The organism is Jeotgalibacillus haloalkalitolerans, from assembly GCF_034427455.1.
Classification (GTDB): Bacteria; Bacillota; Bacilli; order Bacillales; family Jeotgalibacillaceae; genus Jeotgalibacillus; species Jeotgalibacillus haloalkalitolerans.
Map to the genome: position 1 here is coordinate 112,696 of NZ_JAXQNN010000003.1, position 23,062 is coordinate 135,757.

Annotated in this window: 27 protein-coding genes; 14 read left to right on the forward strand and 13 right to left on the reverse strand. The window is 41.6% G+C overall.

All coding sequences use genetic code 11. From position 1 onward, the window contains the following. Positions 1-118: 118 nt before the first annotated feature. The 6 genes from UFB30_RS10645 (at position 119) to UFB30_RS10670 (ending at position 7,310) form a co-directional block, all read left to right on the forward strand. Positions 119-1,165, forward strand: a complete 1,047-nt coding sequence (locus UFB30_RS10645; RefSeq protein ID WP_322421673.1) for a LacI family DNA-binding transcriptional regulator — start codon at positions 119-121, stop codon at positions 1,163-1,165. A gap of 27 nt (positions 1,166-1,192) precedes the next feature. After that, positions 1,193-2,419, forward strand: coding sequence for an ABC transporter substrate-binding protein (locus UFB30_RS10650; RefSeq protein WP_322421674.1), 1,227 nt, complete (start codon positions 1,193-1,195; stop codon positions 2,417-2,419). Positions 2,420-2,475: 56 nt separating this feature from the next. Then, entirely contained in the window at positions 2,476-3,339 is an 864-nt protein-coding gene (locus UFB30_RS10655; protein ID WP_322421675.1) for a carbohydrate ABC transporter permease, read from the forward strand. Next, positions 3,339-4,163 (forward strand): carbohydrate ABC transporter permease, encoded by an 825-nt coding sequence (locus UFB30_RS10660; RefSeq protein WP_322421676.1) that lies wholly within the window; start codon positions 3,339-3,341, stop codon positions 4,161-4,163. Before UFB30_RS10655 ends, UFB30_RS10660 begins: the two co-directional genes overlap by 1 nt. Beyond that, positions 4,163-6,391, forward strand: a complete 2,229-nt coding sequence (locus UFB30_RS10665; protein ID WP_322421677.1) for an alpha-galactosidase — start codon at positions 4,163-4,165, stop codon at positions 6,389-6,391. Before UFB30_RS10660 ends, UFB30_RS10665 begins: the two co-directional genes overlap by 1 nt. 136 nt (positions 6,392-6,527) lie before the next feature. Further along, a complete protein-coding gene (locus tag UFB30_RS10670; RefSeq protein WP_322421678.1) occupies positions 6,528-7,310 on the forward strand; it encodes an SDR family oxidoreductase in 783 nt (260 codons plus the stop codon). Positions 7,311-7,399: 89 nt separating this feature from the next. On the opposite strand, the gene UFB30_RS10675 is transcribed toward UFB30_RS10670, so the two are convergent. The 7 genes from UFB30_RS10675 to UFB30_RS10705 all read right to left on the reverse strand — a co-directional run bounded on the left by UFB30_RS10675 (position 7,400) and on the right by UFB30_RS10705 (position 11,957). Further along, the gene (locus tag UFB30_RS10675; RefSeq protein WP_322421679.1) at positions 7,400-7,918 is read right to left on the reverse strand and encodes a DinB family protein; all 519 of its coding nucleotides are present in this window, start codon (positions 7,916-7,918) and stop codon (positions 7,400-7,402) included. A gap of 27 nt (positions 7,919-7,945) precedes the next feature. Next, positions 7,946-8,362 carry an NAD(+)--rifampin ADP-ribosyltransferase gene (gene arr / locus UFB30_RS10680; RefSeq protein ID WP_322421680.1) on the reverse strand — a complete coding sequence of 139 codons (417 nt, stop codon included), beginning with the start codon at positions 8,360-8,362 and terminating at the stop codon, positions 7,946-7,948. Positions 8,363-8,524: 162 nt separating this feature from the next. Continuing rightward, positions 8,525-9,394, reverse strand: coding sequence for a DMT family transporter (locus UFB30_RS10685; RefSeq protein ID WP_322421681.1), 870 nt, complete (start codon positions 9,392-9,394; stop codon positions 8,525-8,527). A 309-nt stretch (positions 9,395-9,703) separates the two neighbouring features. Continuing rightward, positions 9,704-10,225: a GNAT family N-acetyltransferase gene (locus UFB30_RS10690; RefSeq protein WP_322421682.1), complete on the reverse strand. Its 522-nt coding sequence runs from the start codon at positions 10,223-10,225 to the stop codon at positions 9,704-9,706. Between the two features lie 28 nt (positions 10,226-10,253). Beyond that, positions 10,254-10,916, reverse strand: a complete 663-nt coding sequence (locus UFB30_RS10695; protein ID WP_322421683.1) for a Type 1 glutamine amidotransferase-like domain-containing protein — start codon at positions 10,914-10,916, stop codon at positions 10,254-10,256. Between the two features lie 13 nt (positions 10,917-10,929). Next, positions 10,930-11,637, reverse strand: coding sequence for a VC0807 family protein (locus UFB30_RS10700; RefSeq protein ID WP_322421684.1), 708 nt, complete (start codon positions 11,635-11,637; stop codon positions 10,930-10,932). A gap of 14 nt (positions 11,638-11,651) precedes the next feature. After that, on the reverse strand, positions 11,652-11,957 hold the full coding sequence (locus UFB30_RS10705) for a hypothetical protein (RefSeq protein ID WP_322421685.1): 306 nt from the start codon (positions 11,955-11,957) through the stop codon (positions 11,652-11,654). A 163-nt stretch (positions 11,958-12,120) separates the two neighbouring features. On the opposite strand from UFB30_RS10705, the gene UFB30_RS10710 reads away from it, so the two are divergent. After that, positions 12,121-12,990 carry a PPK2 family polyphosphate kinase gene (locus UFB30_RS10710; RefSeq protein ID WP_322421686.1) on the forward strand — a complete coding sequence of 290 codons (870 nt, stop codon included), beginning with the start codon at positions 12,121-12,123 and terminating at the stop codon, positions 12,988-12,990. 53 nt (positions 12,991-13,043) lie between these two features. Here the strand turns inward: UFB30_RS10710 and UFB30_RS10715 are convergent, their stop codons facing one another. Further along, positions 13,044-13,310 (reverse strand): hypothetical protein, encoded by a 267-nt coding sequence (locus UFB30_RS10715; protein ID WP_322421687.1) that lies wholly within the window; start codon positions 13,308-13,310, stop codon positions 13,044-13,046. 15 nt (positions 13,311-13,325) lie between these two features. After that, the gene (locus UFB30_RS10720) at positions 13,326-13,565 is read right to left on the reverse strand and encodes a hypothetical protein (RefSeq protein WP_322421688.1); all 240 of its coding nucleotides are present in this window, start codon (positions 13,563-13,565) and stop codon (positions 13,326-13,328) included. Positions 13,566-14,018: 453 nt separating this feature from the next. Here UFB30_RS10720 and UFB30_RS10725 point away from each other — a divergent pair, with 453 nt between their 5' ends. Further along, positions 14,019-14,186, forward strand: coding sequence for a hypothetical protein (locus UFB30_RS10725; protein ID WP_322421689.1), 168 nt, complete (start codon positions 14,019-14,021; stop codon positions 14,184-14,186). A gap of 71 nt (positions 14,187-14,257) precedes the next feature. Here UFB30_RS10725 and UFB30_RS10730 read toward each other — a convergent pair whose 3' ends face one another. Both UFB30_RS10730 and UFB30_RS10735 read right to left on the reverse strand, forming a co-directional pair. Next, positions 14,258-14,893, reverse strand: a complete 636-nt coding sequence (locus tag UFB30_RS10730; RefSeq protein WP_322421690.1) for a pentapeptide repeat-containing protein — start codon at positions 14,891-14,893, stop codon at positions 14,258-14,260. Between the two features lie 151 nt (positions 14,894-15,044). Next, entirely contained in the window at positions 15,045-15,401 is a 357-nt protein-coding gene (locus UFB30_RS10735) for a hypothetical protein (protein WP_322421691.1), read from the reverse strand. Between the two features lie 398 nt (positions 15,402-15,799). On the opposite strand from UFB30_RS10735, the gene UFB30_RS10740 reads away from it, so the two are divergent. From UFB30_RS10740 to UFB30_RS10755, 4 genes are all read left to right on the forward strand, one after another. Next, a complete protein-coding gene (locus UFB30_RS10740; RefSeq protein ID WP_322421692.1) occupies positions 15,800-16,669 on the forward strand; it encodes an SDR family oxidoreductase in 870 nt (289 codons plus the stop codon). A gap of 152 nt (positions 16,670-16,821) precedes the next feature. Further along, entirely contained in the window at positions 16,822-17,199 is a 378-nt protein-coding gene (locus UFB30_RS10745) for a GntR family transcriptional regulator (RefSeq protein ID WP_322421693.1), read from the forward strand. After that, on the forward strand, positions 17,196-18,083 hold the full coding sequence (locus UFB30_RS10750; protein ID WP_322421694.1) for an ABC transporter ATP-binding protein: 888 nt from the start codon (positions 17,196-17,198) through the stop codon (positions 18,081-18,083). The genes UFB30_RS10745 and UFB30_RS10750 overlap by 4 nt, the downstream gene beginning before the upstream one ends. Beyond that, a complete protein-coding gene (locus tag UFB30_RS10755) occupies positions 18,070-18,774 on the forward strand; it encodes a hypothetical protein (protein ID WP_322421695.1) in 705 nt (234 codons plus the stop codon). The genes UFB30_RS10750 and UFB30_RS10755 overlap by 14 nt, the downstream gene beginning before the upstream one ends. Positions 18,775-18,898: 124 nt before the next feature. Here UFB30_RS10755 and hxlB read toward each other — a convergent pair whose 3' ends face one another. Then, positions 18,899-19,459, reverse strand: a complete 561-nt coding sequence (gene hxlB / locus UFB30_RS10760) for a 6-phospho-3-hexuloisomerase (protein ID WP_322421696.1) — start codon at positions 19,457-19,459, stop codon at positions 18,899-18,901. Positions 19,460-19,465: 6 nt separating this feature from the next. Then, positions 19,466-20,098 (reverse strand): 3-hexulose-6-phosphate synthase, encoded by a 633-nt coding sequence (gene hxlA, locus UFB30_RS10765; RefSeq protein WP_322421697.1) that lies wholly within the window; start codon positions 20,096-20,098, stop codon positions 19,466-19,468. 650 nt (positions 20,099-20,748) lie between these two features. Here hxlA and UFB30_RS10770 point away from each other — a divergent pair. Together UFB30_RS10770 and UFB30_RS10775 are read left to right on the forward strand one after the other, a co-directional pair. After that, positions 20,749-21,735: an aldo/keto reductase gene (locus UFB30_RS10770; RefSeq protein WP_322421698.1), complete on the forward strand. Its 987-nt coding sequence runs from the start codon at positions 20,749-20,751 to the stop codon at positions 21,733-21,735. A gap of 642 nt (positions 21,736-22,377) precedes the next feature. After that, entirely contained in the window at positions 22,378-22,965 is a 588-nt protein-coding gene (locus UFB30_RS10775; RefSeq protein ID WP_322421699.1) for a DUF6434 domain-containing protein, read from the forward strand. Positions 22,966-23,062: the final 97 nt, after the last annotated feature.

The window sequence follows — 23,062 nt, forward strand, 5'->3', positions numbered from 1 at the left end:
ATTTAATTTTACCGACTTTTAACCGGTAAAAAGTGATTGTAACCGATTTCAAACGCTGATATCTTTTATTCACAAGATAAATAACCAAATAATCGGTTAACAAAAGGGGTGATTTTACTTGGCAAATATTAGAGATGTGGCAAACAAATCCAACGTATCCATTGCAACGGTTTCAAGAATTCTGAATGGAGATAAAAACCTGGTTGTACTAGAAGAAACAAGGCAGCGGGTGCTGGATGCAATTGAAGAGCTTGAGTATAAACCCATCGGTGGACGTGGAAGAAAGAAGCAGCACCAGATTGTACTTCCTAAAAGAAAGATTGGCCTACTGACGTGGAATTCTGAAGAAGATGACAAGGCAGATCCTTACTTCAAGGAAATTATTTTTGGAATCGAAGATAAAGCGAAGGAGCTGAATATGGATATTGTCTCAACGCATCGCCTGAGACAGTGGAAGCAGGATGACCAGCTTGAAGGGATGGAAGGCATTATCGTCATAGGTAAATCAAGTGCTGCGGATATTGCTGGAATCTTTCCGGGAAACAATATTGTATTTATTGATCAGAGTCCTGAAAAACATCAGTTTGATTCTGTCAGACCTGACCTTGAGCAGGCGACAGAGGAGGCGCTCGAACATTTAATGTCACTTGGTCACAGGAGTATCGGGTTTATCGGCGGAAGAGAGTTCAAAGAGCGGCTTCTATCGAAAAAACTTGAAGTACATGATGCGCGTTTTACTCATTTTAGACGGTATATGCTTGAGCGGGATTTATACCGGGAAGAGTATGCGTTTCTTGGTAATGATGATGTAGGGGACTGGACGACAAAAGCAGGTTATGAACTGATGAAGAAAGCAATTGCACAAAAGCGTCTGCCTACAGCATTTTTTATCGCAAGTGACCCAATGGCGATTGGGGCAATGCGTGCGCTTCATGAGGCAGGTTACAGGGTGCCGGAGGATGTTTCGCTTGCCAGTGTTGATGATATAGATTTTGCGCTTTATGTTACACCACCTCTCACGACAACGCGTCTTTTCAGCCGTCAGATCGGAATGTCCGCTGTGCAGCTGCTGAAGGAGCGGATAGAAGGTCGTGAAGTCCCTCTTACGATCACGGTATCAACAGAGTTGAAGATCAGACAGTCTACTGGAAAAAAAGAATCTTAACTTTATATAACAAGGGAGGAATTCAGAATGAAAAAATCAGCATTTGTAGTATCAGTAGCTGCAGCAGCAGTACTTGCAGCATGTGGAGGAAATGGCGGGAGTGGCGATGGGGAAGTGACACTGGAGTTTTTTCAGTATAAACAGGAAGCAGTCGGCACATTTGATGAACTGATTGCAAAGTTTGAAGAGGAAAACCCGGGCATCACAGTTGAGCAAAACAATGTGCCGGAATCAGATACAGTCCTTCTGTCTCGTCTGACACAGAATGATGTGCCGGATGTGATTAGCGTAAATGGCGGGGTGATGTATGGGGAGCTTGTCAGAGCAGGCGTACTGACTGAAGTCACTGATCATGAAGCGCTTGACGGTATTAATGATGAATATTCAGATATGATCGCAAGGATTGCAGGCAGCGAAGTTGAGGGTCATTACGGCTTTCCACACACAGTAAATGCGAACGGCGTGATTTACAATAAAACAATGTTTGAAGAACTCGGACTTGAAATTCCACAGACGTGGGACGAGTTTATTGCATTGGCTGAAGAAATTAAAAGCGCAGGAGAGACACCATTCTACTCCACGTATGGTGAAGCATGGACAATCCTCCCTCCATTAAATAGTCTGGCATCTAATATTCAGCCTGATGATTTCTATGAACAGCTGGAAGCCGGAGAGACATCATTCTCTGAAGAGTATGGTGAAGTTGCTGATAAGCTGCAGCAGCTGCTTGAGTATACGGAAAATGATGTGTTTGGATCGGATTACAGCAGAGGGAATATGGAATTTGCACAGGGAGAAGCTGCGATGTATATGCAGGGGATCTGGGCGATCGGACAGGTGCAGGAAGCTAACCCTGATATAGAACTTGGTGTGTTCCCGCTACCGGCGACGAATAATGCTGAAGAAAACAGACTTGTATCCGGCGTTGATCTTGTACTTGCAACTGCAGAAGATGGGGATCACCCGGAAGAAGCACAAAAGTTTGTTGAATTCCTGCTTGAAGAGGAAAATCTGCAGCTTTACATTGATCAGCAAAGACTGTTCTCAGCAGTTGAAGGACCGGAGCAGACGGATGAAGCCATTAGTGAACTGCAGCCGGTATTTGAAGAGGGAAGAATTACTTCATTTGCTGACCATTACTACCCTCAGGGATTTGGAATCGATACAATGTTCCAGAATTTCCTGCTTGAAGGGGACAAGGCAGCATTGCTTAATGAGCTTGATTCAGAGTACGAAAGGTTATCAGGTCAATAATCCAATATAGAAGGGTTTCGGCCCTTCTTTTTTATTAAATGAAAGGGGCAGTCATGATGAAGAAAAAGCCGTCTGTATATGTCTGGATGCTGCTTCCGGCGGTCATTCTGTTCTTCAGCTTTCATACGCTTCCTGTGCTGCAGGGGATCTTCTACAGTTTTACGAATTTCAGAGGTTACGGAGTATGGGAGTTTGTCGGACTTGATAATTACATTAGAATTTTCAATGACCGTAATGCGCTGAATGCATACGGATTTACGTTTCAATTTGCAATTGTTTCAACCATCCTTGTAAATATTATCAGTCTGGTCATTGCACTCGGACTGAATGCAAAAATAAAGTTTCATAAAACTTTGCGCGGTATCTACTTTATGCCGAACATTTTAAGTATCTTGATCGTTGGCTTTATTTTTAACTATATCTTTTCTATTTTCATTCCGGAAATTGCTGAAAACACTGGCCTTACCGGTTTAACGACGAGTATTCTGGGAAGCCCGGATCATGCCTGGATTGCTATCGTGATTGTAGCGGTTTGGCAGGCGGCTGCATTTAATACAATTCTCTATTTGGCTGGGCTCGCAACGATTCCACAGGACTTATATGAAGCCTCGGCACTTGATGGTGCCAGCAAATGGCAGGAGTTCTGGAAGATTACGTTCCCGCTGATCGCGCCATTCTTTACGATCAACATGGTACTTGCGATGAAAAACTTTCTGATGGTGTTTGACCATATCGTCGCATTGACAGGCGGAGGTCCTGGACGGGCTACACAATCTATTTCACTGCTCATTTATCAGGACGGTTTTGCCGGAGGACAGTTCGCTTACCAATCTGCTAATGCAGTCATTTACTTTGTGGTCATCGTGACAATCTCAGTGTTCCAAATCCGTATTCTTCAAAAACGGGAGGTGCAGCTGTAATGAAAATAGGCAAAACCAATTGGCCGGTTACTTTGTTGTTGATTGCAGGAACGATTCTGATCCTGTTTCCGCTCTATATTACAGTCGTGAATGCATTTAAAACGCCCGCTGAAACTGCTGAATCAATTCTGGCGTTGCCTGTTGAGTGGACATTTAATAATTTTACAACGGCGATTGAAATGACGAATTTCTTTAATGCTTTTGGCAATAGCTTTTATATCACGATTGTGACTGTTGTTTTTACAGTGCTTACTAATTCACTTGTTGCTTATGCGATTGCACGTAATATGCATAAAAAAGCTTATAAATTTCTATTTTACTATCTTGTAAGCGCGATGTTTGTACCATTTCCAATTATCATGCTGCCAATCGTCAATCAAATGAGTTCGATTGGTCTAATGAATCAGAATGGTCTTATACTCCTTTATATTGTGTATGGGCTATCATTTAATGTCTTTTTATATGTTGGATATATCAAGACGATTCCAAAAGAGCTTGAAGAAGCGGCAATTGTTGACGGATGCACCAGATGGGGTGTGTTCTGGCGCATTATTTTCCCGATGCTGTCGCCAATCAATGCGACTGTGGGGATTTTGACAGCGCTCTGGGCATGGAACGATTTCCTGCTGCCGCTTGTCATCCTGAGTGACCGGGGAGACCATACTTTGCCACTGGTGCAATATGTGTTCCAGTCACAGTTTGCAACAAATTATAACCTGGCGTTCTCATCTTATCTGATGGCACTGCTGCCAATGCTGGTACTTTACTTATTCCTGCAGAAATGGATCATCAGTGGCGTCACACAAGGAGCGATTAAATCCTGATGAACAACCTATCGAACAAAACAACTGGGATCTTTGTCAGTGAAGACCGAAAAACATTTCATCTTCAGACAGAAGAGACCAGTTATATCATTGAAGTTCATAAAGAATATCTTACCCATGTGTACTGGGGGAAAAGAATTGATGCATACAATGGTCTAATGCATCACCGCTTCAGGGATCGCGGCTTCTCGCCGAATCCGGATAGCAGTGACAGAACTTTTTCTCTGGACACGCTGCCACAGGAATATCCGTCCTACGGGCATACAGACTTCAGGGATCCTGCTGTTCATATTCAGTGGTCTGACGGATCGACGGTTTCTGATTTCAGATTCTCAGAATATGAAGTTAGCAGCGGCAAACCTGCGCTTGAAGGGCTGCCTCACGTATACGCAGAGGCAGCAGAAGATGCAGAAACGCTGGTTATCAGACTGAAGGATCAACTCAAACATGCAGTCATAGAGCTTTCGTATTCAGTGTTTGGAAAAATGAATGCAATCACCAGAAGTGCGCGCTTTGTTAATGAAGGAACGTCATCCTTTCACCTTCAAAAATGTGCGTCAGTCAATGTAGATTTTACAAGAGACGATTTTGATGTAATCAATCTTCCCGGTGCGCATGAAAGAGAGAGGGAGATGGAGCGTTCACATCTTGGCAGACATGCTATTTCACTTGAAAGTCGCAGAGGCTCAAGCTCACATCAGCAAAATCCTTTTCTCGCACTTGCTGAAAAAGGAGCCGGCGAAGAGCATGGAGATGTCTACGCATTTAACTTTGTGTACAGTGGAAGCTTTAAAGCGCTGGCTGAAGTGGATCAATTTAAAAACACCCGTGTAAACATGGGAATTCATCCTTTTGACTTCAACTGGCTACTTGAGCCGGGGGATGCCTTTCAAACACCTGAAGCTGTACTCGTCTATTCTGATGAAGGACTTGGGAAGATGTCGAGAACGTTTCATCAGCTTTATAACACGCATCTGGTAAGAGGTGAGCATAAAGGAAAGGAAAGACCTGTTCTCATTAATAACTGGGAAGCGACTTATTTTGATTTTACTGAAGAGAAGATTAAGGAAATCATTCGTGCAGCTGCCGGTACGGGTATTGAACTGTTTGTGCTGGATGATGGATGGTTTGGTAAAAGAGATGATGATAAAAGGTCGCTCGGTGACTGGATTGTTCATACACAAAAGCTGCCAGGCGGCCTCTCCGGAATTGCAGATCAGGTAAATAAAGCGGGGATGAAATTTGGACTCTGGTTTGAACCGGAAATGGTATCGCCTGATAGTGAACTTTACAGGAAACATCCCAACTGGTGCCTTCATGTTCCGGGCAGAAGACGATCGGAAAGCAGGAGTCAGCTTGTGTTGGACTTTGCTAATCCTGAAGTCAGACATAATATTGTGCAGCAGCTGAAAACGATTTTATCCAGTGCCAATATTGACTATGTGAAATGGGATATGAATCGTAATATGACTGAGATCGGTTCACCTTCACTGCCTGCAGAAAGACAGCGTGAAACCGCCCATCGCTATATGCTTGGATTATACGAAGTGATGGAGGAAATCACTGCAGCGTTCCCACATATTCTGTTTGAGAGCTGCTCAGGCGGTGGGGGGCGGTTTGATCCGGGAATGCTCTACTATATGCCTCAGACCTGGACAAGTGATAATACGGATGCAATCAGCAGAGCATCCATTCAATACGGTACAAGTCTTGCTTACCCAACAAGCACAATGGGTGCTCACGTATCAGCCTCACCGAACCACCAGACCGGTCGCATCACATCGTTAAAGACGCGTGGTCATGTAGCGATGGAAGCGAATTTTGGCTATGAACTAGATGTCACTAAGATGACTGAAGCACAACTATCCATGATGAGCAAACAAATTGAATCTTATAAAAGCATTCGTTCAACTGTACAGTTTGGAGATCTTTACAGACTTCAAAATGTTCACGAGCACTATTGTTATGCAACGATCAGGGTCAGGCGTGATCAATCTGAAGCAGTTTTTCTCTATTTACACATCCTGAATGAAGCAAATGGCGCTTTCAAACGCGTGAAATTAAGAGGATTAGACTCCTCTGCATTCTATTATGTTGATGGGCTTGATCATGTGTATGGCGGAGACGAACTGATGAACGTGGGAGTGCCGATTCCTTATCCGGATGGTGATTTTGATAGTTTGTTGTGGTGCCTGAAGAAGGTTGAGCATTATGGAAGAGCGAAGTAAGGGACAGACCCTTACTTCGCTCTTATCATTGGTGCTAAAAATTGTAGGAATAAATGCATTGTTTTACAATAGTTTTGTAAGCGGATTCCTCTTTGTGAATTGTTTTAACACTACTTTGAAACAGGAGTGAATGAAAATGAAACGATTTGATGGCAAAGTTGTATTGATTACCGGCGGGGCATCAGGGCTCGGCTATGCTTCAGCGTTGCAGGTAGCAAAAGAAGGCGCGAAATTATCATTGGTTGATTTAAATGGTGAGGCGCTTGAAAAGGCGAAAAGTGACATTTTAGCAGAAGTACCTGAAGCGGAGATTATCACGATTACAGCAGACGTGGCAGATGAAGAAGCGGTCAAACATTATGTGAATGAAACCGTATCAGCTTTTCAGAAAGTTGATGGATTCTTTAATAATGCCGGTATTGAAGGGAAGCAGAATGAGACTGAAAACTATGGCTCAGATGAGTTTGAGAAGGTTGTCTCTATTAACCTGAACGGCGTATTTTATGGGATGAAGCACGTATTAAAGGTCATGAAAGAGCAGGGAAGCGGTTCGGTCGTGAATACAGCTTCCGTCGGCGGGATCCGGGGAATCGGGAATCAGTCAGGCTATGCAGCAAGCAAGCACGGTGTTGTCGGATTAACGCGTAACTCAGGTGTTGAGTACGGACAATATGGTATCAGTATTAAAGCAATAGCACCGGGTGCAATCATGACCCCGATGGTGGAAGGCTCACTTCGTCAAATGGGAGGGGACGACTGGGAAGCAGTTGGAGAGGAGTTCGTAAAGTCTAATCCAATGCAGCGCTTCGGTAAGCCTGAAGAAATCGGCTATCTTGTTGCCTTTCTATTGTCAGATCAGGCAGGATTCATTAATGGCGCTGTCATTCCGATAGATGGCGGGCAGTCTTATAAATATTAAGCATGAACAATAGAGCGAAAAGAAAGGACGACTCAATGTGCTACGGTACATGAGTCGTCCTTTTTTGATTTTAACCACAGAAGGGATCTTTAATTCGTGAAATACTTTGTTTTCAGTTCATGCAGATGATGCAGCTCATGTCCTGCAGAAATATAGGCAAGGGCCCGGGCAGAAAACACGTATTCACCTAACTTCCCCTGATGCAGCCAGTTCTCATCTTTTACATTTTCACATGTTGTGATCATCAGCTGACGGGTGTCCCAAAAATAATTAAACAGCCGTTCAACCGGAATTGAGTCATAATCAATTTGCTGAACAGATTTTTCTCTTTCGAAAAACGGAAGAGAATCTTCAAAGCCTCTGGTGATTCGGAAGATGCGGTAGAGCATGTTCATTTCGTTATCAATCATATGACCGAGTACTTCCTTTGCATTCCACTTACCTTTAGCATAGCGCTTATGCCAGTCAGCAGATGGAACGGATTTTAAAAATTCATTTGTTGTCTGCTGGTGAAGTTTTAATAGATCAATCAGGCTTCCATCAGGGACAAAGTCAATATATTGCTTAAAAGGATTGGCGTATTCACTGCTTTCCGGCTTCATTAGCATGTTTATCTTTCCTTTCGTCCATCATGATTAATCAAGTATGATCGCTTTTCCTTCTTTCCGCAACTTTTCAATGGAAGCAAGCATCTGATGAATCTGTTCATCTGAATGCCTTTCCCAGGAACCTAATTCAGCAACAATTTTTAAAGGTGATGTTGATCTGTAAGAGCGTGTTGGATTGCCTGGAAACCTTTTATCAGTAACATTCGGATCATTTTCAAATTCACCAAGCGGCTCAACCAGATAAATTCTTTCTTTTGCATCGGACTTAGCTAATTCAGCACCCCATTTCGCTGCTTCCAAGGTGGCTGTGAAATAGATATGGTTGGATTTTTTATCCTGGTAGTTTGAAAGGTACTGCGGTTCTAACAGATCACCAATGTTTAATTCAGCTTTTGTCCCATGAAAGAAAGGACCCCGGTCCAGCACATCTTTTTTATCCGTCATCCAGCTCCGCCTCCTGCGTTTTTGGCATTGTCTACACCAGTATAGGGCAGGTTTTTGGAAAAGAGTAGTCTGTAAATGATGCTGGATCAGTAGTATAATGAAGGTAGAGAGCACTACAGTAAAACCCGTCTTCCCGGAAGCAGATCCGGAAAGACGGGTTTTTTAGTGCGACTGCTTTTTACTCAGTATGGTGATTGTCACTAAGATGAGCACCATGCCAAGTACTTGCAGCATATTTAAATAATCTCCAAGCAGAAGTACGCCGAATAATGAAGCTGTTACCGGCTCTACCATTGCAACCATTGAAGCGGTAGTCGCTGTCGTATGGCGGATTCCAATGACATACAGGAAAAATGAAACGCCTGCGCCGACAATGCCGAGTAGTAAAAACAAGGCGGCATCCTCTGAAGTCATTGCGCTTACAAGGTCCTGCTTATCACTAATCGCAAAGAGTATCAGACAGAATACAAAGAAGGCAACTAATAGGGATGACTGCGGCCTTCCATAGGAGGAAGTGTTTTTAAAGCCGAAGATGAATAATGCATAGGATAGGCCTGCTGCAAGTCCCGTAATTGCTCCAGTCACACTGACCGAAATAGAGGTGAAATCATAAGCGCCCGTCAGCAGAATGATCCCGACTAATACGCCAAAAATGCATCCCCATTTAAACCAGGTTGACCGTTCGATCCGAAACATAAAAGAGATTAACAGCACGAATACTGGTGCTGTATACATTAAAGTAGCCGCGATTGCGATACTTGAATGCTCAATACTCAGAAAATAAAAAGTGAAATTCCCGGCAATTCCAATACCGGCAAGTGTTGCCCATATGAATAAACGTTTATTGAACGTCCTGTTTTTGCTGAGGCGGGAAAGAAACCATACAAGAAAGAAGACGAGTCCAACAACGCCTCTGTAAAAGGAGATAACCGTTGGATCCCATCCCTTATTCATTAAAATGTCGGCAATCCCGCCGCTGACTCCCCAAAATACAGCAGCCATCATGACTAAGCCTATTCCCTTAAACTTCATTGTTAGCCTCCTTTAAAACTGAAAAAATGTAAAACTGCCAGTGATTTGGGGGAATTTTTATAAACCATTTAATTGGTATTAGAGGTAATTCCTTCTAAAAACATTGCGTAAACATAGAATATTGAATTAAAAACAGGATTATGATAATCAAACGAAAAAAGCCCATTCCCTCAGGCTTTCGCTTGAGAAAATGAGCTTTTTTAACTAGATAAATAATATAGACTGCAACACCCAGACTAAATCATTATGAAATTAAAATCATGAAAGATACCATGAACATGAATAACGTGATGATCAAAAAATGTATGATTAGAGTTTTTTCAGAAGATATAAGGTTAACTCATCGCTATTATTACAGTCAGCATATTGCGCAAGTGGTTTTCCTTTATACCAGACGCCAGAGCCGTCAGGTATATAACCGCGCTTAATATAAATCCTTTGAGCAGATCCATAACCGGAATGCAAACCGACTGCTAATGAAACAGATTCACTCTTTTCTTTAGCTAACTTTTCAGAGGTATCCATGATTTTATGGCCTATCCCATTCTTCTGAAATTTAATGAGTACATTTAAATCTGCTATTTCAGGAGTATTGGTTGTCTGGAATGGCCCGTAATGAGCTCCAGGTTTCAGCACTGCATACCCTGCAACCCTGTCATCATTTTCAGCAACAATCACTTCTATTTCTTTTTTTGATTGCTGCATATAGTAATCTTTGTATAACTCCTGTGGTTTGTACCATCCCTGCTGTTCAAAGGCAAGCGGGAAATCTTCTATATCGCTTTCCTTCATAGAGCGGATCGTTAAATTGCCTTCTTTTAAATAAATCATACTATACTCCATTCTTAATCAGATGTTTTCATATAAATGAATCAGGTTGAACAACCGACTTTGTGCCATCTTTAAACATATATGCAGGTAAAGTACCAATTACCTTAGCCTGGTGATCTTCAAGTAGAATTCCTGTTTCCTCAGGCAATGCAATGACGGGATTTGAAGAGGTCTGTATATATCTAAGAATCAGTTCTTCGTCCGTCTCCTTGTAATGACACCAGATAGCATAGGAATTCACTAATTCTAAACCGCTGCAATCCTGCAGGTGTACGTGATTAGGATCTGTGTGATCACAAGTTTTAATGTCCGTTCCCATTATAATTGCCCCGGCACTGCCACCATAAAGGATGCCATTATCCTGCACATAGTGATATATTATTTGATCAAATCCGGAAGCCCTCATAGCATTGAGCAAACGATAGGTATTACCGCCACCAATGTATACGGCAGAAAAGGACGTTAAATCATCAATCCTTTTATTGTTTAAATCAGTCCACATCATGACAGTTATTCCAAAAGGATTAAAAACATCAATTATCCATTGATAACAATCATCAAATTGAGAAGAATCCATTGCGATCGGTATGTATAACAAGGGTTTTGTTTTATCGATTTTTTCAATAAAGATCGCATCAATCACTTTTGTCTGATCCTGATCCCCGCCACCGGATAAAAAAAGACTTCCCAAGGTTTTGACCTCCTCACGCCTGCCTTGATTCCCGCTCAAGTTCAGCATCCGACTTATAATTCAATAGCTTCCCAATATGTACAAATCCATAAATAAGGACAGCGGAAATCGTCCAGCTTAGCACCTGTCTGAGTACAAGTCCTTTATCAAAAGCTTCAACGCCATAATTCATGATCAGCCAGACTTTGATGGAAGCCAGCAGAATACCCTGAAAAGCAAAGCCGAATGTAATGAGTTTAAAGATAAAAAGAACTTTTTTCTGATAGAATTCCTGTTTCAGAATCTCTCTGTCTCTACCCCTGAGTTCCATCACATCGACAGCAAACAGCAGATATAGCGGCCTATTGATTGCGATGCTGAAGAGTAGAAGGAGGGAGAGCGCATAACTGTAAAACACACTGTTCCAAAGCATTTGCATGGCTGACCCTGCAAGAACGTCTATCAGGGTTCCAATTGCCAGCGTGGCCATTAAATAAATGCCTAAAAAATTCACTTTCTTTAGAATCACGAATCGGATAATACTATAGATGAATCCCGGTACTGTTGAGATGAGCATGGCATAGTAGTCGCCAATATACTCCCTCGTACCATGCCAGATGACGAGCGGAAAGATGGCATAACAAATTAAATCCCATAATACGATATTATTTTTCAGTTTAAGTCCCTCCAGGTATATGTTTCTTTGGTAAACTGCCTGCTGCTGAGTGGTTTTAGGTAACACGTTTTACAGTTGTCTTAAGGAGCAGGATCCAATTGCAGAGTAAACAAGAGTATTAAAAACACAATCCAATAGATCACAAAAGATAGTGAGAGCATAAAAGAAATCGCCGGAATGATATTTTTTTCCGTATTTTTTACAAGTCCGATGATTGATAAAATGAGGCCTGCCAGCGTTAGAAGATAAGTGAGAATATCCCCGGCTCCACTCCCGATATGTACGATTCGTGTTGGCGGAATAAAAACAATGAAAAAGCAGATGATCCCTATGGTGAGGGCAGAATAGCTAAGTTTAGTATGCTTCTTTTCATTTTTACTGCTCAAATCAAAACAACCTCTCGAATTACAAGATATAAGGCAATTCTAACACATTTTTCCACGATTGAAGGATGTGATTTGCATTCGTTTACCTGTTTAGAAACAGGGGTATTGAAAGAGGATTAACATCAGAGTGTCTATAAACCAGAGGAAGGCATGTGAGGGACAAGTGGATTTTAAAAAATATTTGGTTGAGGGAAATAAAAAAGTGCAATTGCAGGATTATGCGACGAAAGAGGATCATGGTTTTACTGAAGATGAACTTCGTGATGAGATCCTACCTGAAAGCATTGATAAATTGAAAGAGTTGCACTGGCGTTTGCATGCTGCAGAAAAGAGGGGCATTGTTGTTGTCCTGCAGGCGATGGATGCTGCCGGTAAAGATGAGGCAATCAGTTATATCTTTTCAAATCTGACAGCACAGGGGCTGAAGACAGCTTCATTCCAAAAGCCTTCTGAAACAGAACTCAAGCATGATTACCTCTGGCGGATTCGTGAAGGCCTTCCGGCGAGAGGTCAGGTTGGCATTCTGAACCGTTCCCATTACGAAGAAGTCATTGCGCCAAAAGTTCACAAGGATCAATTAAAGGATGAGATGTATCCTGAAGATATGGAAAAAGATGAAGTATGGCCAATGCGCTACCGTCAGATCAAAGACTTCGAGCAGCATCTTGATGAAAATGGCTTTGAAGTGATTAAATTCTTTTTCAATATGTCAAAAGAAGAACAGCGCGAGCGGCTGCTTGAGCGCCTTAAGAACCCGGAGAAAAACTGGGAGTTTTCCTTTAATGATATAAAAGAGCGCCGTCACTGGGATACGTATCAGGAAGCGTTTGAGGATATGCTTGAGCACACGTCTACTGACTTTGCACCGTGGTATGTGCTCCCTGCTGATGATGAATTGTATTCCCGTTACGTTATTACAGAGGTCATGGTGGACTGCCTTAACAAAATAGATCCGCAATTCCCGGAAATTTCAGATGAAGACCAGGAGAAATTGGATGAAGCCATTGAAGAACTTGAGAATGAAGAGAACTGAGACATTGAAAAAAAGACTGCAAATTGCAGTCTTTTTTATATGAAAATACACGCTTAATGTGTTTCATTTACACGATTATTACGTTTAAATCCAATCAGTTTTTCAATCGAAAACCAGCCGATCATAATAACGAACACTGAAATAAAAATATTGCGCAAAGATCCGATCGTTACGTCAAAATTCTGCTTAGTGATTGAAAGGGTGGTATCAGCGTATTTTGCAGTGTACTGGAAGAACAATGACTCCCCGCTGTACTGAATCACCGAAATGATCGTACCAACAACAATACCGCTTAAAAGAAGTATCCAGAATTTCTTCATGGCAGCTCTCCTTCTCTATTCCGCTTTTAATTGTCTTCTGTACAAAAGCATACTTAACACAATACTGATCACGATCGAAATGCCAGCTTTCAAATAAAAGTGACTCAAAAGCCCGTCAACCACATAGCCTCTCAGCTTTTGAACAACCGTCGCCCCGGGAACCCAGTCAATGACATACCCGACTCCAAAGATGGCAGGGAGGCTTAATAATATAAATACGCTTACAAAAGTAATAATGAATGCTTTTGTTTTCATTTTATGTAACTCCTCAACCTGCTTGATTTAAAAAGATAAAAGGATTATGGTTAATTATACCATAAGTGGATCTTGATTAAGATGAAAGGAAGGATTTGTTGAATAAATATAGTATTTTATCAATCTCTTTACTTTTTACAGGACTTTTATTATTCGGAATCAACTGGGTAAGTAATGGATATTCCGAAATATTGATATTCATTAGTTTATTAACTCTGTTAGTTGGACTTGGGCTAAATTTTATCTCTCTCGCAAAAGGAGAAAAGGGATCACTAAAGTTCATATCACTAGTTTTATATATAGCAGTACTTTTTGGAGTGACCTGGTTCGGACCCTATCACATTCTGCGCATCATCACATGGCTGAAAAACGCCGCAGCATTCATACTTTGATTCATGCGAATAATAAAAAGCAGTCCATTGAAAAGATAATTTGCTGATAGGGGGATTACAAGTGGATTCCAGTCTGATTGCCATTCTCGTCTTTTTTGTGGTTATGATGATCATCAGTTCAAGTGTGAATATACTTTTGAAAACAACCAGTAAAATGGATTGGGTGGTTACATTATTAGTAAGCCTTGGCTTTTCGATCGTATTTACAGGTGTATTTATTGTCTATTAACTCATTAAGAATTGCGCTCCATATTAAAAATGCCACCATGATTAAGTAACAGGTGGCATTTTTAATATGTATTAATCTACTATTTTTAAGCCCAGCAGCGCTGCAAACTGAATAGCCTGCTGAGTCGACACTTTGCAGCCCTTCAGATCTTCAAGGGAAAGAATCAGCGACTCAAATGTTGAAGAACTGATATCAACCGTTTTGAGCGGGGATCTTTCGAAATTCACACTGTTCAGGTTGCATCTTCCAAACTCCACTTTTTTCAGGATGCACTCATAAAAATCAGCACTTTCCATTGAAGCATGTTGGAATAGTACCTTTTCAAGCTTCGAGCTTCCAAAGGCGGACAGGTTCAAAATCGATTCTTCAAAAAGCACATTGCCGAACCGCGAATCAGTCAGGTCAGTGCCTGTAAATTTACAGTTATTGAAGCTGGTCCGGTGGATCGAGGATTTGCTCAGGTTGGCATTTGAGAAATCGCAGTTTTCAAACTGCACGTCTGTCAGGCTGATTGAAGTAAAATCTGTTCCGTTAAAGCGGCAGTTTCTGATGACCATTGCAGACAGGTTCACTCTGTGTAGTGCTTCATTTTCAAAGTCAGTATCACTAATCTGGCATTTGTCGAGCTCCGGGTAATCCTCATAAAAGATATCGTGAAATTTTCTTTCAGGCAGTTCGCTTGGAATCTTTGGTGATTCAAGTTTCATATGATGACCTCTTTCTATCATGCCGGTTAAATAGATTATTTAACAACCAGTCTACAGACAGCCGAATAGAAAAAACACCCTATATTTTTAAGTGAAGTTGTGTCAACGGATATTTTTAATTAAGCACATGAATATAGAAGTTGTCCAGGGGTTATTCAGCAATATCTATATTAAAAGTAAATACCATTGATCCTGTTACTTCACCATCAGCATCAGTCCAGCTGCCTATAACAGAATAGATTTTTTGACCTTTTCCTTCAAGGTTAAATGATTGGTTTTCAATTGATTCATCAACAATTGTGCGATTATCATCTAATGAAATGTAACTCATTGAGTCGGGTTGATGATCTTCAAATGAAATGTTTACTTCAGAACCAAAAGAGCCTGAATGATTATAGTCGGTTATGGATAATTCTTCGGGGTCAATTCCCGTATTAGAACCTGAAGCCTCCTGACACTCACCCCAGCAAAGTGTTTGTTTATCATAGCTTATTTCTTCGCCGGACAAAGTAATTGAAGCATTGATATCTTCCTGCTGAGGTAACCTCTCACTTTCGGCTTCCGGTTCTTCCTGGGAACATGCAACTAAGAGCAGGAGCGGGATTGATAATGCGGTAATCCGCGTGGGTTTCAGAATGAATCTTCCTCTCTATATAAATAATTTGTATTGGTAATATATTTCCTGTTATGCATTTTTTGAAACTATTGTGCTTATTTACTGGATCATTCTGATTTAATCAATGATTATATTTAAAAGGACTTTTTTTGAAAAAAATGCACCTTACCTCATGACTGTTAGATCAGGGTTGCGAACGCATTCATTCAATTTGACCATACCTTACAGATGTTTACATCAATTTTCTCTGAGGAAAAGATTGGTATCTTAAAATAAAGGAGCTGGATGAAATGGATATTCAAAATCGACAGCAGGGTGGACAACCCGGACAGACACAGGCAGAACAGCCGGGGATTGAGTCGAAGATGGGTCCTCGACCACTTCAGCCGCTTCATTATAAAGGCAGTGAAAAACTGACTGGACGTGTAGCGCTCATTACAGGTGGAGACAGTGGTATTGGCCGTGCTGTCGCAATTGCCTATGCACGTGAGGGAGCGAATCTGGCTATTAATTATCTTGAAGAAGAGCAGAGTGATGCAGAAGAAACGAAAAAGCTGATCGAGGAAGAAGGCGTGAAGTGTCTGTTGATTCCCGGAGACGTGTCAAATGAAGAGACATGTAAGAGCTTAATCGAGAAAACGGTGGATCATTTAGGACAGCTGGATATTTTAATTAATAATTCCGCAGTTCAATACCCGACTTCAAATCTTGAAGACATTTCATTTGAACAATGGGATAAAACGTTTAAGACGAATATGTATTCAGTATTTCATATGACGAAGTTTGCGCTGCGTCATTTAAAAGAAGGCAGTGCGATTATTAATACGACGTCAGTGAATCCGTATAAAGGAAATCCACAGCTGATCGATTATACGTCTACAAAAGGTGCAATTGTCGGCTTCACACGCAGTATGGCAGCGAACTTAGCTGACAGAGGGATCCGTGTGAATATGGTGGCACCGGGACCAATCTGGACACCGCTGATCCCATCTACATTCGATGAGGAAAAAGTAGAAGAGTTTGGAACAGACACATTAATGGGACGTCCGGGTCAGCCGTCTGAGCTGGTCGGACCTTACGTATTGCTTGGATCAGATGATGGTTCTTATATGACAGGTCAGTGTATTCATGTGAATGGCGGACAGGTGATGTCGTCTTAATTCGTATAGATTTATTTGAAAAACCTTTGGCTTGAATTGGCCAAAGGTTTTTTTATGGAAAATTTTAAAAAGGAAGTTGCAAAAAATGGAGGTTAGACATATACTTATATACATAACTATATAACCATAAAACAAAAGGCGGTGATTTTCTATTGAGCCACTCACTGAATGACAGTAAGCCGATTTTTATACAGATCAAGGAACGAATTGAGGATCAGATTGTGAATGACCAGCTGAAGGCAAATGATCAAATCCCATCAACGACACAGCTTGTAAGCTTTTATAAAATTAATCACTTAACCGTCGCGAAGGGCATTAACCTGCTTGTGGATGCAGGCGTCATTTATAAAAAAAGGGGTGTTGGCATGTTTGTTGCAGAGGGGGCAAAAGAAATGCTGATGGAACAGAGAAAAGAAGGGTTCGTGGATCAATATATGCTGCCTATGCTGCAGGAAGCAGAAAAACTGGGGATCTCTCAGGAGGAATTAACAAAAATCATGGAGCAGTTGAAAGGACGGGGTGGACAGTGACCGCTAATATTCTGGTTGATCAGGTTTCAGTAAAATATAAAAAGTTTCATGCACTGGATCAGGTATCGCTGAAGCTGGATGGAGAAAAGATTTATGGATTAATCGGCCGTAACGGTGCCGGGAAAACGACGCTTCTGTCACTGCTTGCTTCTTTTGCAGAACCGGATGAAGGAACGATCAAGGTCAATGGACAGCCCCTTTTTGAAAATGCCGAACTGATGCAGCAGGTGACATTTGTCTACGAAAAAGACTTCAAAGAAGAGTCTGAAAAAGTAAAAACATATCTTAAGGCAGCTGGTGAGTATAAGCCGGACTTTGATACAGAATATGCGATGGAATTAGTGGAGATTTTTAATCTGCCGTTAAATAAACCTGTGCATAAGCTTTCTAAAGGAATGCAGTCAGTGCTTAATGCAGTGATCGGGCTTGCTTCACGCTCACCAATTACTATTTTTGATGAAGCATATTCCGGGATGGACGCACCGACACGGGAAATTTTTTATCAGCAGCTCTTGGAAGATCACGCCCGTCACCCGAGAACGATGATTTTATCTACACATCTTGTTTCTGAAATGGATTATTTATTTGAAGAAGCGATCATTCTCCATAAGGGAAAGGTTCTTTTGCATGAGCCTGTTGATGTTGTCCTGGAAAAAGGAGCATCTGTCACTGGTGCTGCAGACCTGGTGGATGATTTTGTTGAGGGAATGAATCAGATTCACACACAAAAGCTCGGTGGGACTAAGTCAGTGATGGTGATTGACCCGCTTACTGAAGAACAGCTGGCCCGCGCTTCACAAAAAGAGCTTGAAATCGGACCTGTCTCACTTCAGGATCTGTTTATTCATCTCACGAAGGAGGACGTGCAGCATGGAACAAAGTAAACGGAAGGACTTAAAAATCGCTTTTAATCTGACATTTATGCAGCTTGGCTGGTCAACATGGATGATTGGAATTGTACTGCTAATGTTCATCACGTTACAGATTTTTACTGATTTTAAATTGTTTTTAAATGATGAAGAAGTCGCATTTCAGGGGTTTATTCACTTTATAGAAAATCCTTATAAGATTTTCATGCTGGTTGTCGGCATTATGTCAGTACCAAAGTTTTTAAGCTGGTTTGTGAAAACAGGGGTGACCAGGAAAGATTACTTCACAGGTACTGCTGTTGCATCAGCGGGCCTATCGGTCATTTTTATGATCATTGCGCTTGTGATTGCCGGGATCGAACAACTGGTTGCGCCTGTTGAGGTTGTGACATTTCTGGGTGAAGACGCAACATGGTTAATGATCTTTATCGTCTATACGCTAAATATTTTTGTTTATTATCTTGCAGGCTGGCTGATTGGTGCCGGGTATTATCGCTTTGGTTTCTGGGGCTTGCTCTTATCTATTGCCGGAGCACTTGGACTGATCTTCATGATGGACCTGCTTTGGACGAATGAGCTGGAGACACCGCTGCATGCATTTGAAAATATGCCAATATTTATTTCGTTCGGTGTAACAGTTATTTTAATTGGAATTTCTCTCTGGGTGATTCGGATGACTACGAAGAGAGTGAGGGTGAAGCTGTAGAGACCAGGTTGCGCAGGAGTGAGGTGTTTTACTTTGGCCTTCGGGTAATGAAATGACTCATAAAAAACAGAAAGACCGCATGGTGCTCCTGAGCACTTTCGGTCTTTCTGTATGAGTGTGTGATTTATTCTAAGTTTGCATGTTTGCCATACATCGTATCAGAATCCAGCCCTTTTTTCTCCATAAAACGAAGAATCACTGCGTCAAAGAATAATAGCAGGGTTTGTTCGAAAAGAGATCCCATCGGCTGAATGGTTTCATACGCATCTTCTGATTGATCTTTCGGGGAACCAGGCATCTTAATGACCTTATCTGCGAGTTTTCCAATCGTTGAATCTGCATTAATCGTGACGGCAATGACCGTTCCACCCAGGCTTTTGGCTTTTTCAGCCATTGAGACTAAGCTTTTCGTCTCCCCGGATCCGGAAGCGATAATCAGGACATCATCTTGTTCCAGGTTTGCAGTCACTGTCTCGCCAACTACATAAGCATCCAGCCCCATATGCATCATGCGCATCACAAAGGATTTGCCCATGAGACCTGATCTGCCGGCTCCTGCCACAAAGATTTTATTTGTGGCAATGAGTTGTTTCACGAGCTGTTCAGCCTGCTCTTCTGAAAGTAAGTCTGCTGCACGACTTAACTCATCAAGAATGCTTTTAAAATAGTGAGTAGTCTGCGTCATGACTAATTAACCCTGTGTAATGAGTTCTTTCATTTTAGAAGCTGCAGCCTGCTTATCATCCTGCCCTGTAATACCACCGCCAACGATCACAAGATCCGGCTGTGCTTTAATGACTTCCGGAAGTGTATCCAGCTTAATGCCGCCTGCAACAGCTGTTTTAGCATTTTTTACAACGCTTTTTATCGTTGCCAGGTCTTCAAATGAATTCTGACCGACTGCCTGTAAATCATATCCAGTGTGAACGCAGATATAATCTACACCAAGCTCATCAAGCTCTTTCGCACGGGTAGCAATATCTTTCACAGCAATCATATCAACAAGGATCTGCTTGCCCTGTTTTTTTGCTTCTTCAACGGCGCCTTTGATTGATGCGTCTTCAGCAGCACCAAGAATTGTCACAATATCAGCACCCGCAGCAGATGCCTGGCTTACTTCATAACCGGCTGCATCCATGATTTTCAGATCAGCAAGAACAGTCAGTTGAGGGAACGCAGCTTTCATTTCTTTCACTGCTTTAAGTCCTTCGTTAATCACAACCGGTGTCCCAATTTCGACTACGTCTACATAATCTTCTACTTCCTTCACCAACTCAATGGCCTGTGGAATATTTACTAAATCTAATGCTAATTGCAATTTCATCGACAATCACTCCTAAACAGAATTTTGTGGTGTAAGGACTGATCATCCTTATTGTTAATGTTTCTTCGAACGATCTGCAGGCTTTATGTGGTCAGTTATTGTGTCTTCACGAAAAAAACCTTCGCTGAAGACCCTCACAATTAAAGCCGTTTTTGTAGTCTAATCCTAATCAGTCTTATTATCAATCAAAGAGGCTTGTACAATGCGCGCGTCTTTGTCTCTGTTTCTCCAGTGACGTTGGTATTTTCCCGATCGACGTAGCGATACACCCGGGTTGAGTGCAGTGACTGCTGAGTTGAGTGCAGTGAAAAGGTAATCGAGTGCTGTTTCCGTAAAACCGGGTGCAGTACCACCCCTGTTGATGCTTTTAAGAAACTAAAGGCGAGTGACCTAAAGGCATCAAGCGTGTGGAGTATTCGAACGTTGGATAAATACGATCGAGGTAGGTAAGGAGAACAGCGACGTAGCGATACATCCGGGTTGTAGTAGGTATTAGCGTAGTTGACTGCCGTGAAAACAAAATTGAAGTAGGTGAGAGGCCGCGCCACTGTTCTCATGCCTGCTTTAAACCGTCCTTTCACACTGTTTACTGTATCTCTCAACGGGTAGAGTCAATATATTAGTCTAATCTTTAAAAGAGGTGTTCAAAAATGAAAAATGCTATAACCATTAAACATAAACTCGGTCTCGGAACAGCGCCGCTTGGCAATATGTTCAGAGATGTGCCTGAAGATGAGGCGATGGAAACGATTCAGTCAGCGTGGAATGAAGGCATCCGTTATTTTGATACGGCACCGTTTTATGGAGCGGGACTCGCTGAAATCAGACTGGGGGAAATTCTGTCGTCATATAAACGTGATGAATATCTTCTGAGTTCAAAGGTCGGCCGTCTGGTCCTGGATGAAACAGAAGAAAAGGAAGGGCTGTTTGAATACGGCAGGAAAAATAAGATCCAGACAGATTATACGGAGGACGGCACGCTCAGATCTATCGAAGACAGTCTGAAGCGACTGAAGACGGACCGCCTGGATATGGTGTATGTGCATGATATTTCGCCTGATTTTCTTGGAGATGAGTGGATAACGAAGTTTGATGAAGCGCGTAATGGTGCGTTCAAAGTGCTGGATCGCCTGAGAGATGAAGGTGTGATTAAAGCATGGGGGCTTGGCGTTAATACCACACCGCCAATTGAAGTAGCGCTTGAGCTTGAAGAAGCGCATCCTGATCTGAGCTTATCCGCTACACAATACACACTGCTTCAGCATGAACGCGCACTTGAGCGAATGATGCCGCTTGCTGAGAAGAGTGGTGGCGGACTAGTAATTGGATCAGCATTTAACTCAGGAGCACTGTTAGGTGGAGACCACTTTGACTATCAGGAAATAACGCCTGAGATTAAAGCACGTGTGAACAAGTTCAATGAAGTTGCATTGAATCACGGCGTGAAACTGAAGGATGCTGCACTGCAATTTTCAACGGCACATTCGGCGGTGAAGGCTGTGGTAACCGGCTCTACAAGACCTGATCGGATTAAAGAGGATCTGCAGGCGTTAAGAGCAGATATTCCTGCTGGTTTCTGGGATGAGCTGGTGGAGAAGGGGCTTGTTTCTGAAAAAGCGCCTACCCCGGGAAAGTAATAGTTCAGGATAACCATTGTTTATAAAAAGGCACCGTAGTTTAAAAATGCGGTGCTTTTTGGGTTATAGAAATCTGAATGATTTTGAATAAAACACCAGCTAATTGAAAATAACGCTCAGCCTTTCTCCATTAGACACAACACCTAATGTAAAAATGACCAAAATAATGACCAGAAGGAAAGGTTTTTTTATTTGTGTTTTTTTCCAAATGGATCGGTTAGTAGATAAGATGACTGAAAAGTAAACTAAACTTACAATAGTCGTTCCAATCAGCACGGGAATTAACAGACCCTCATCCAAAGTCGGGTCGAGCGTTTTCCCGAGCGCTTCAGATATATAAAGAAAGAGTAGTACAAACAGAATAAGTACATATTGAAGCAAGTAGCCATATATGAAATTGAAACTGGCCACTAATGACAGGATAAGAATATGAATCGTTTTTTTAGACATACAAATCTCCGCCTCATCCTCTTTTGCCCCGATTATACAGTATTTTTTAAAATGATATAGTCCTTCCTGCTCTTCCGCAGATGGAGTTAGTTGACTGTCTTCACATACTTCGCGGTTTTATTATAAAGATTATTCCCACTAACAGGAACGAATGTTCTATAATTGAAGTAAGACAATGCGGAGGTGTTAAATTTGAGGCCAGATCTGACAAAACATATTAGCTTAGAGAGTTTTAAAGACTTCTACTGGTTAAAAGAAGAACTACAATCTTTCTGCAGGGAAAATGGAATAAGTGCTTCTGGTTCAAAAATAGAGATTTCCGGTAGAATTGAAACATTTCTTCTGACAGGAGAGGTACAAAAGCCAATCAGAACATCAAAAGTAAAAAGTAAGCGGGAACCACAGGTCGAATTAAGTCTTGATACAATCATTTCCGAAAACCATCGTTGTAGTCAAAGAGTAAGAGCTTTCTTCAAGACGGTGATTCCTCATTTTCATTTCTCTACCTTTATTCAAAACTATTTTAAAACTAATATTGGAAAGACATATGGAGACGTTGTAGATGCCTGGTATGAGGAAGAAGAGCGAAAGAAAGATCCGGCGTACAAGAAAAAAATTGCTCCTCAGTTTGAATACAATCAATTTATTCGTGATTATTTTGCTGACTCTAATAATCAGGGGAAAAGTCATGAGGAAGCAATTAAAGCCTGGAGAAATATCAAAGAACTTCCTGGAAGTAATACATACAATAATGCATCCAACACATCTCAACGTTTTTAATTTGATGTGATTTACATGAATAGAAAATAAGACTATGTAAAGAAATGATAGATGTACTTATAATATTCATATTGACGAATATTCCTTTTATGGTATA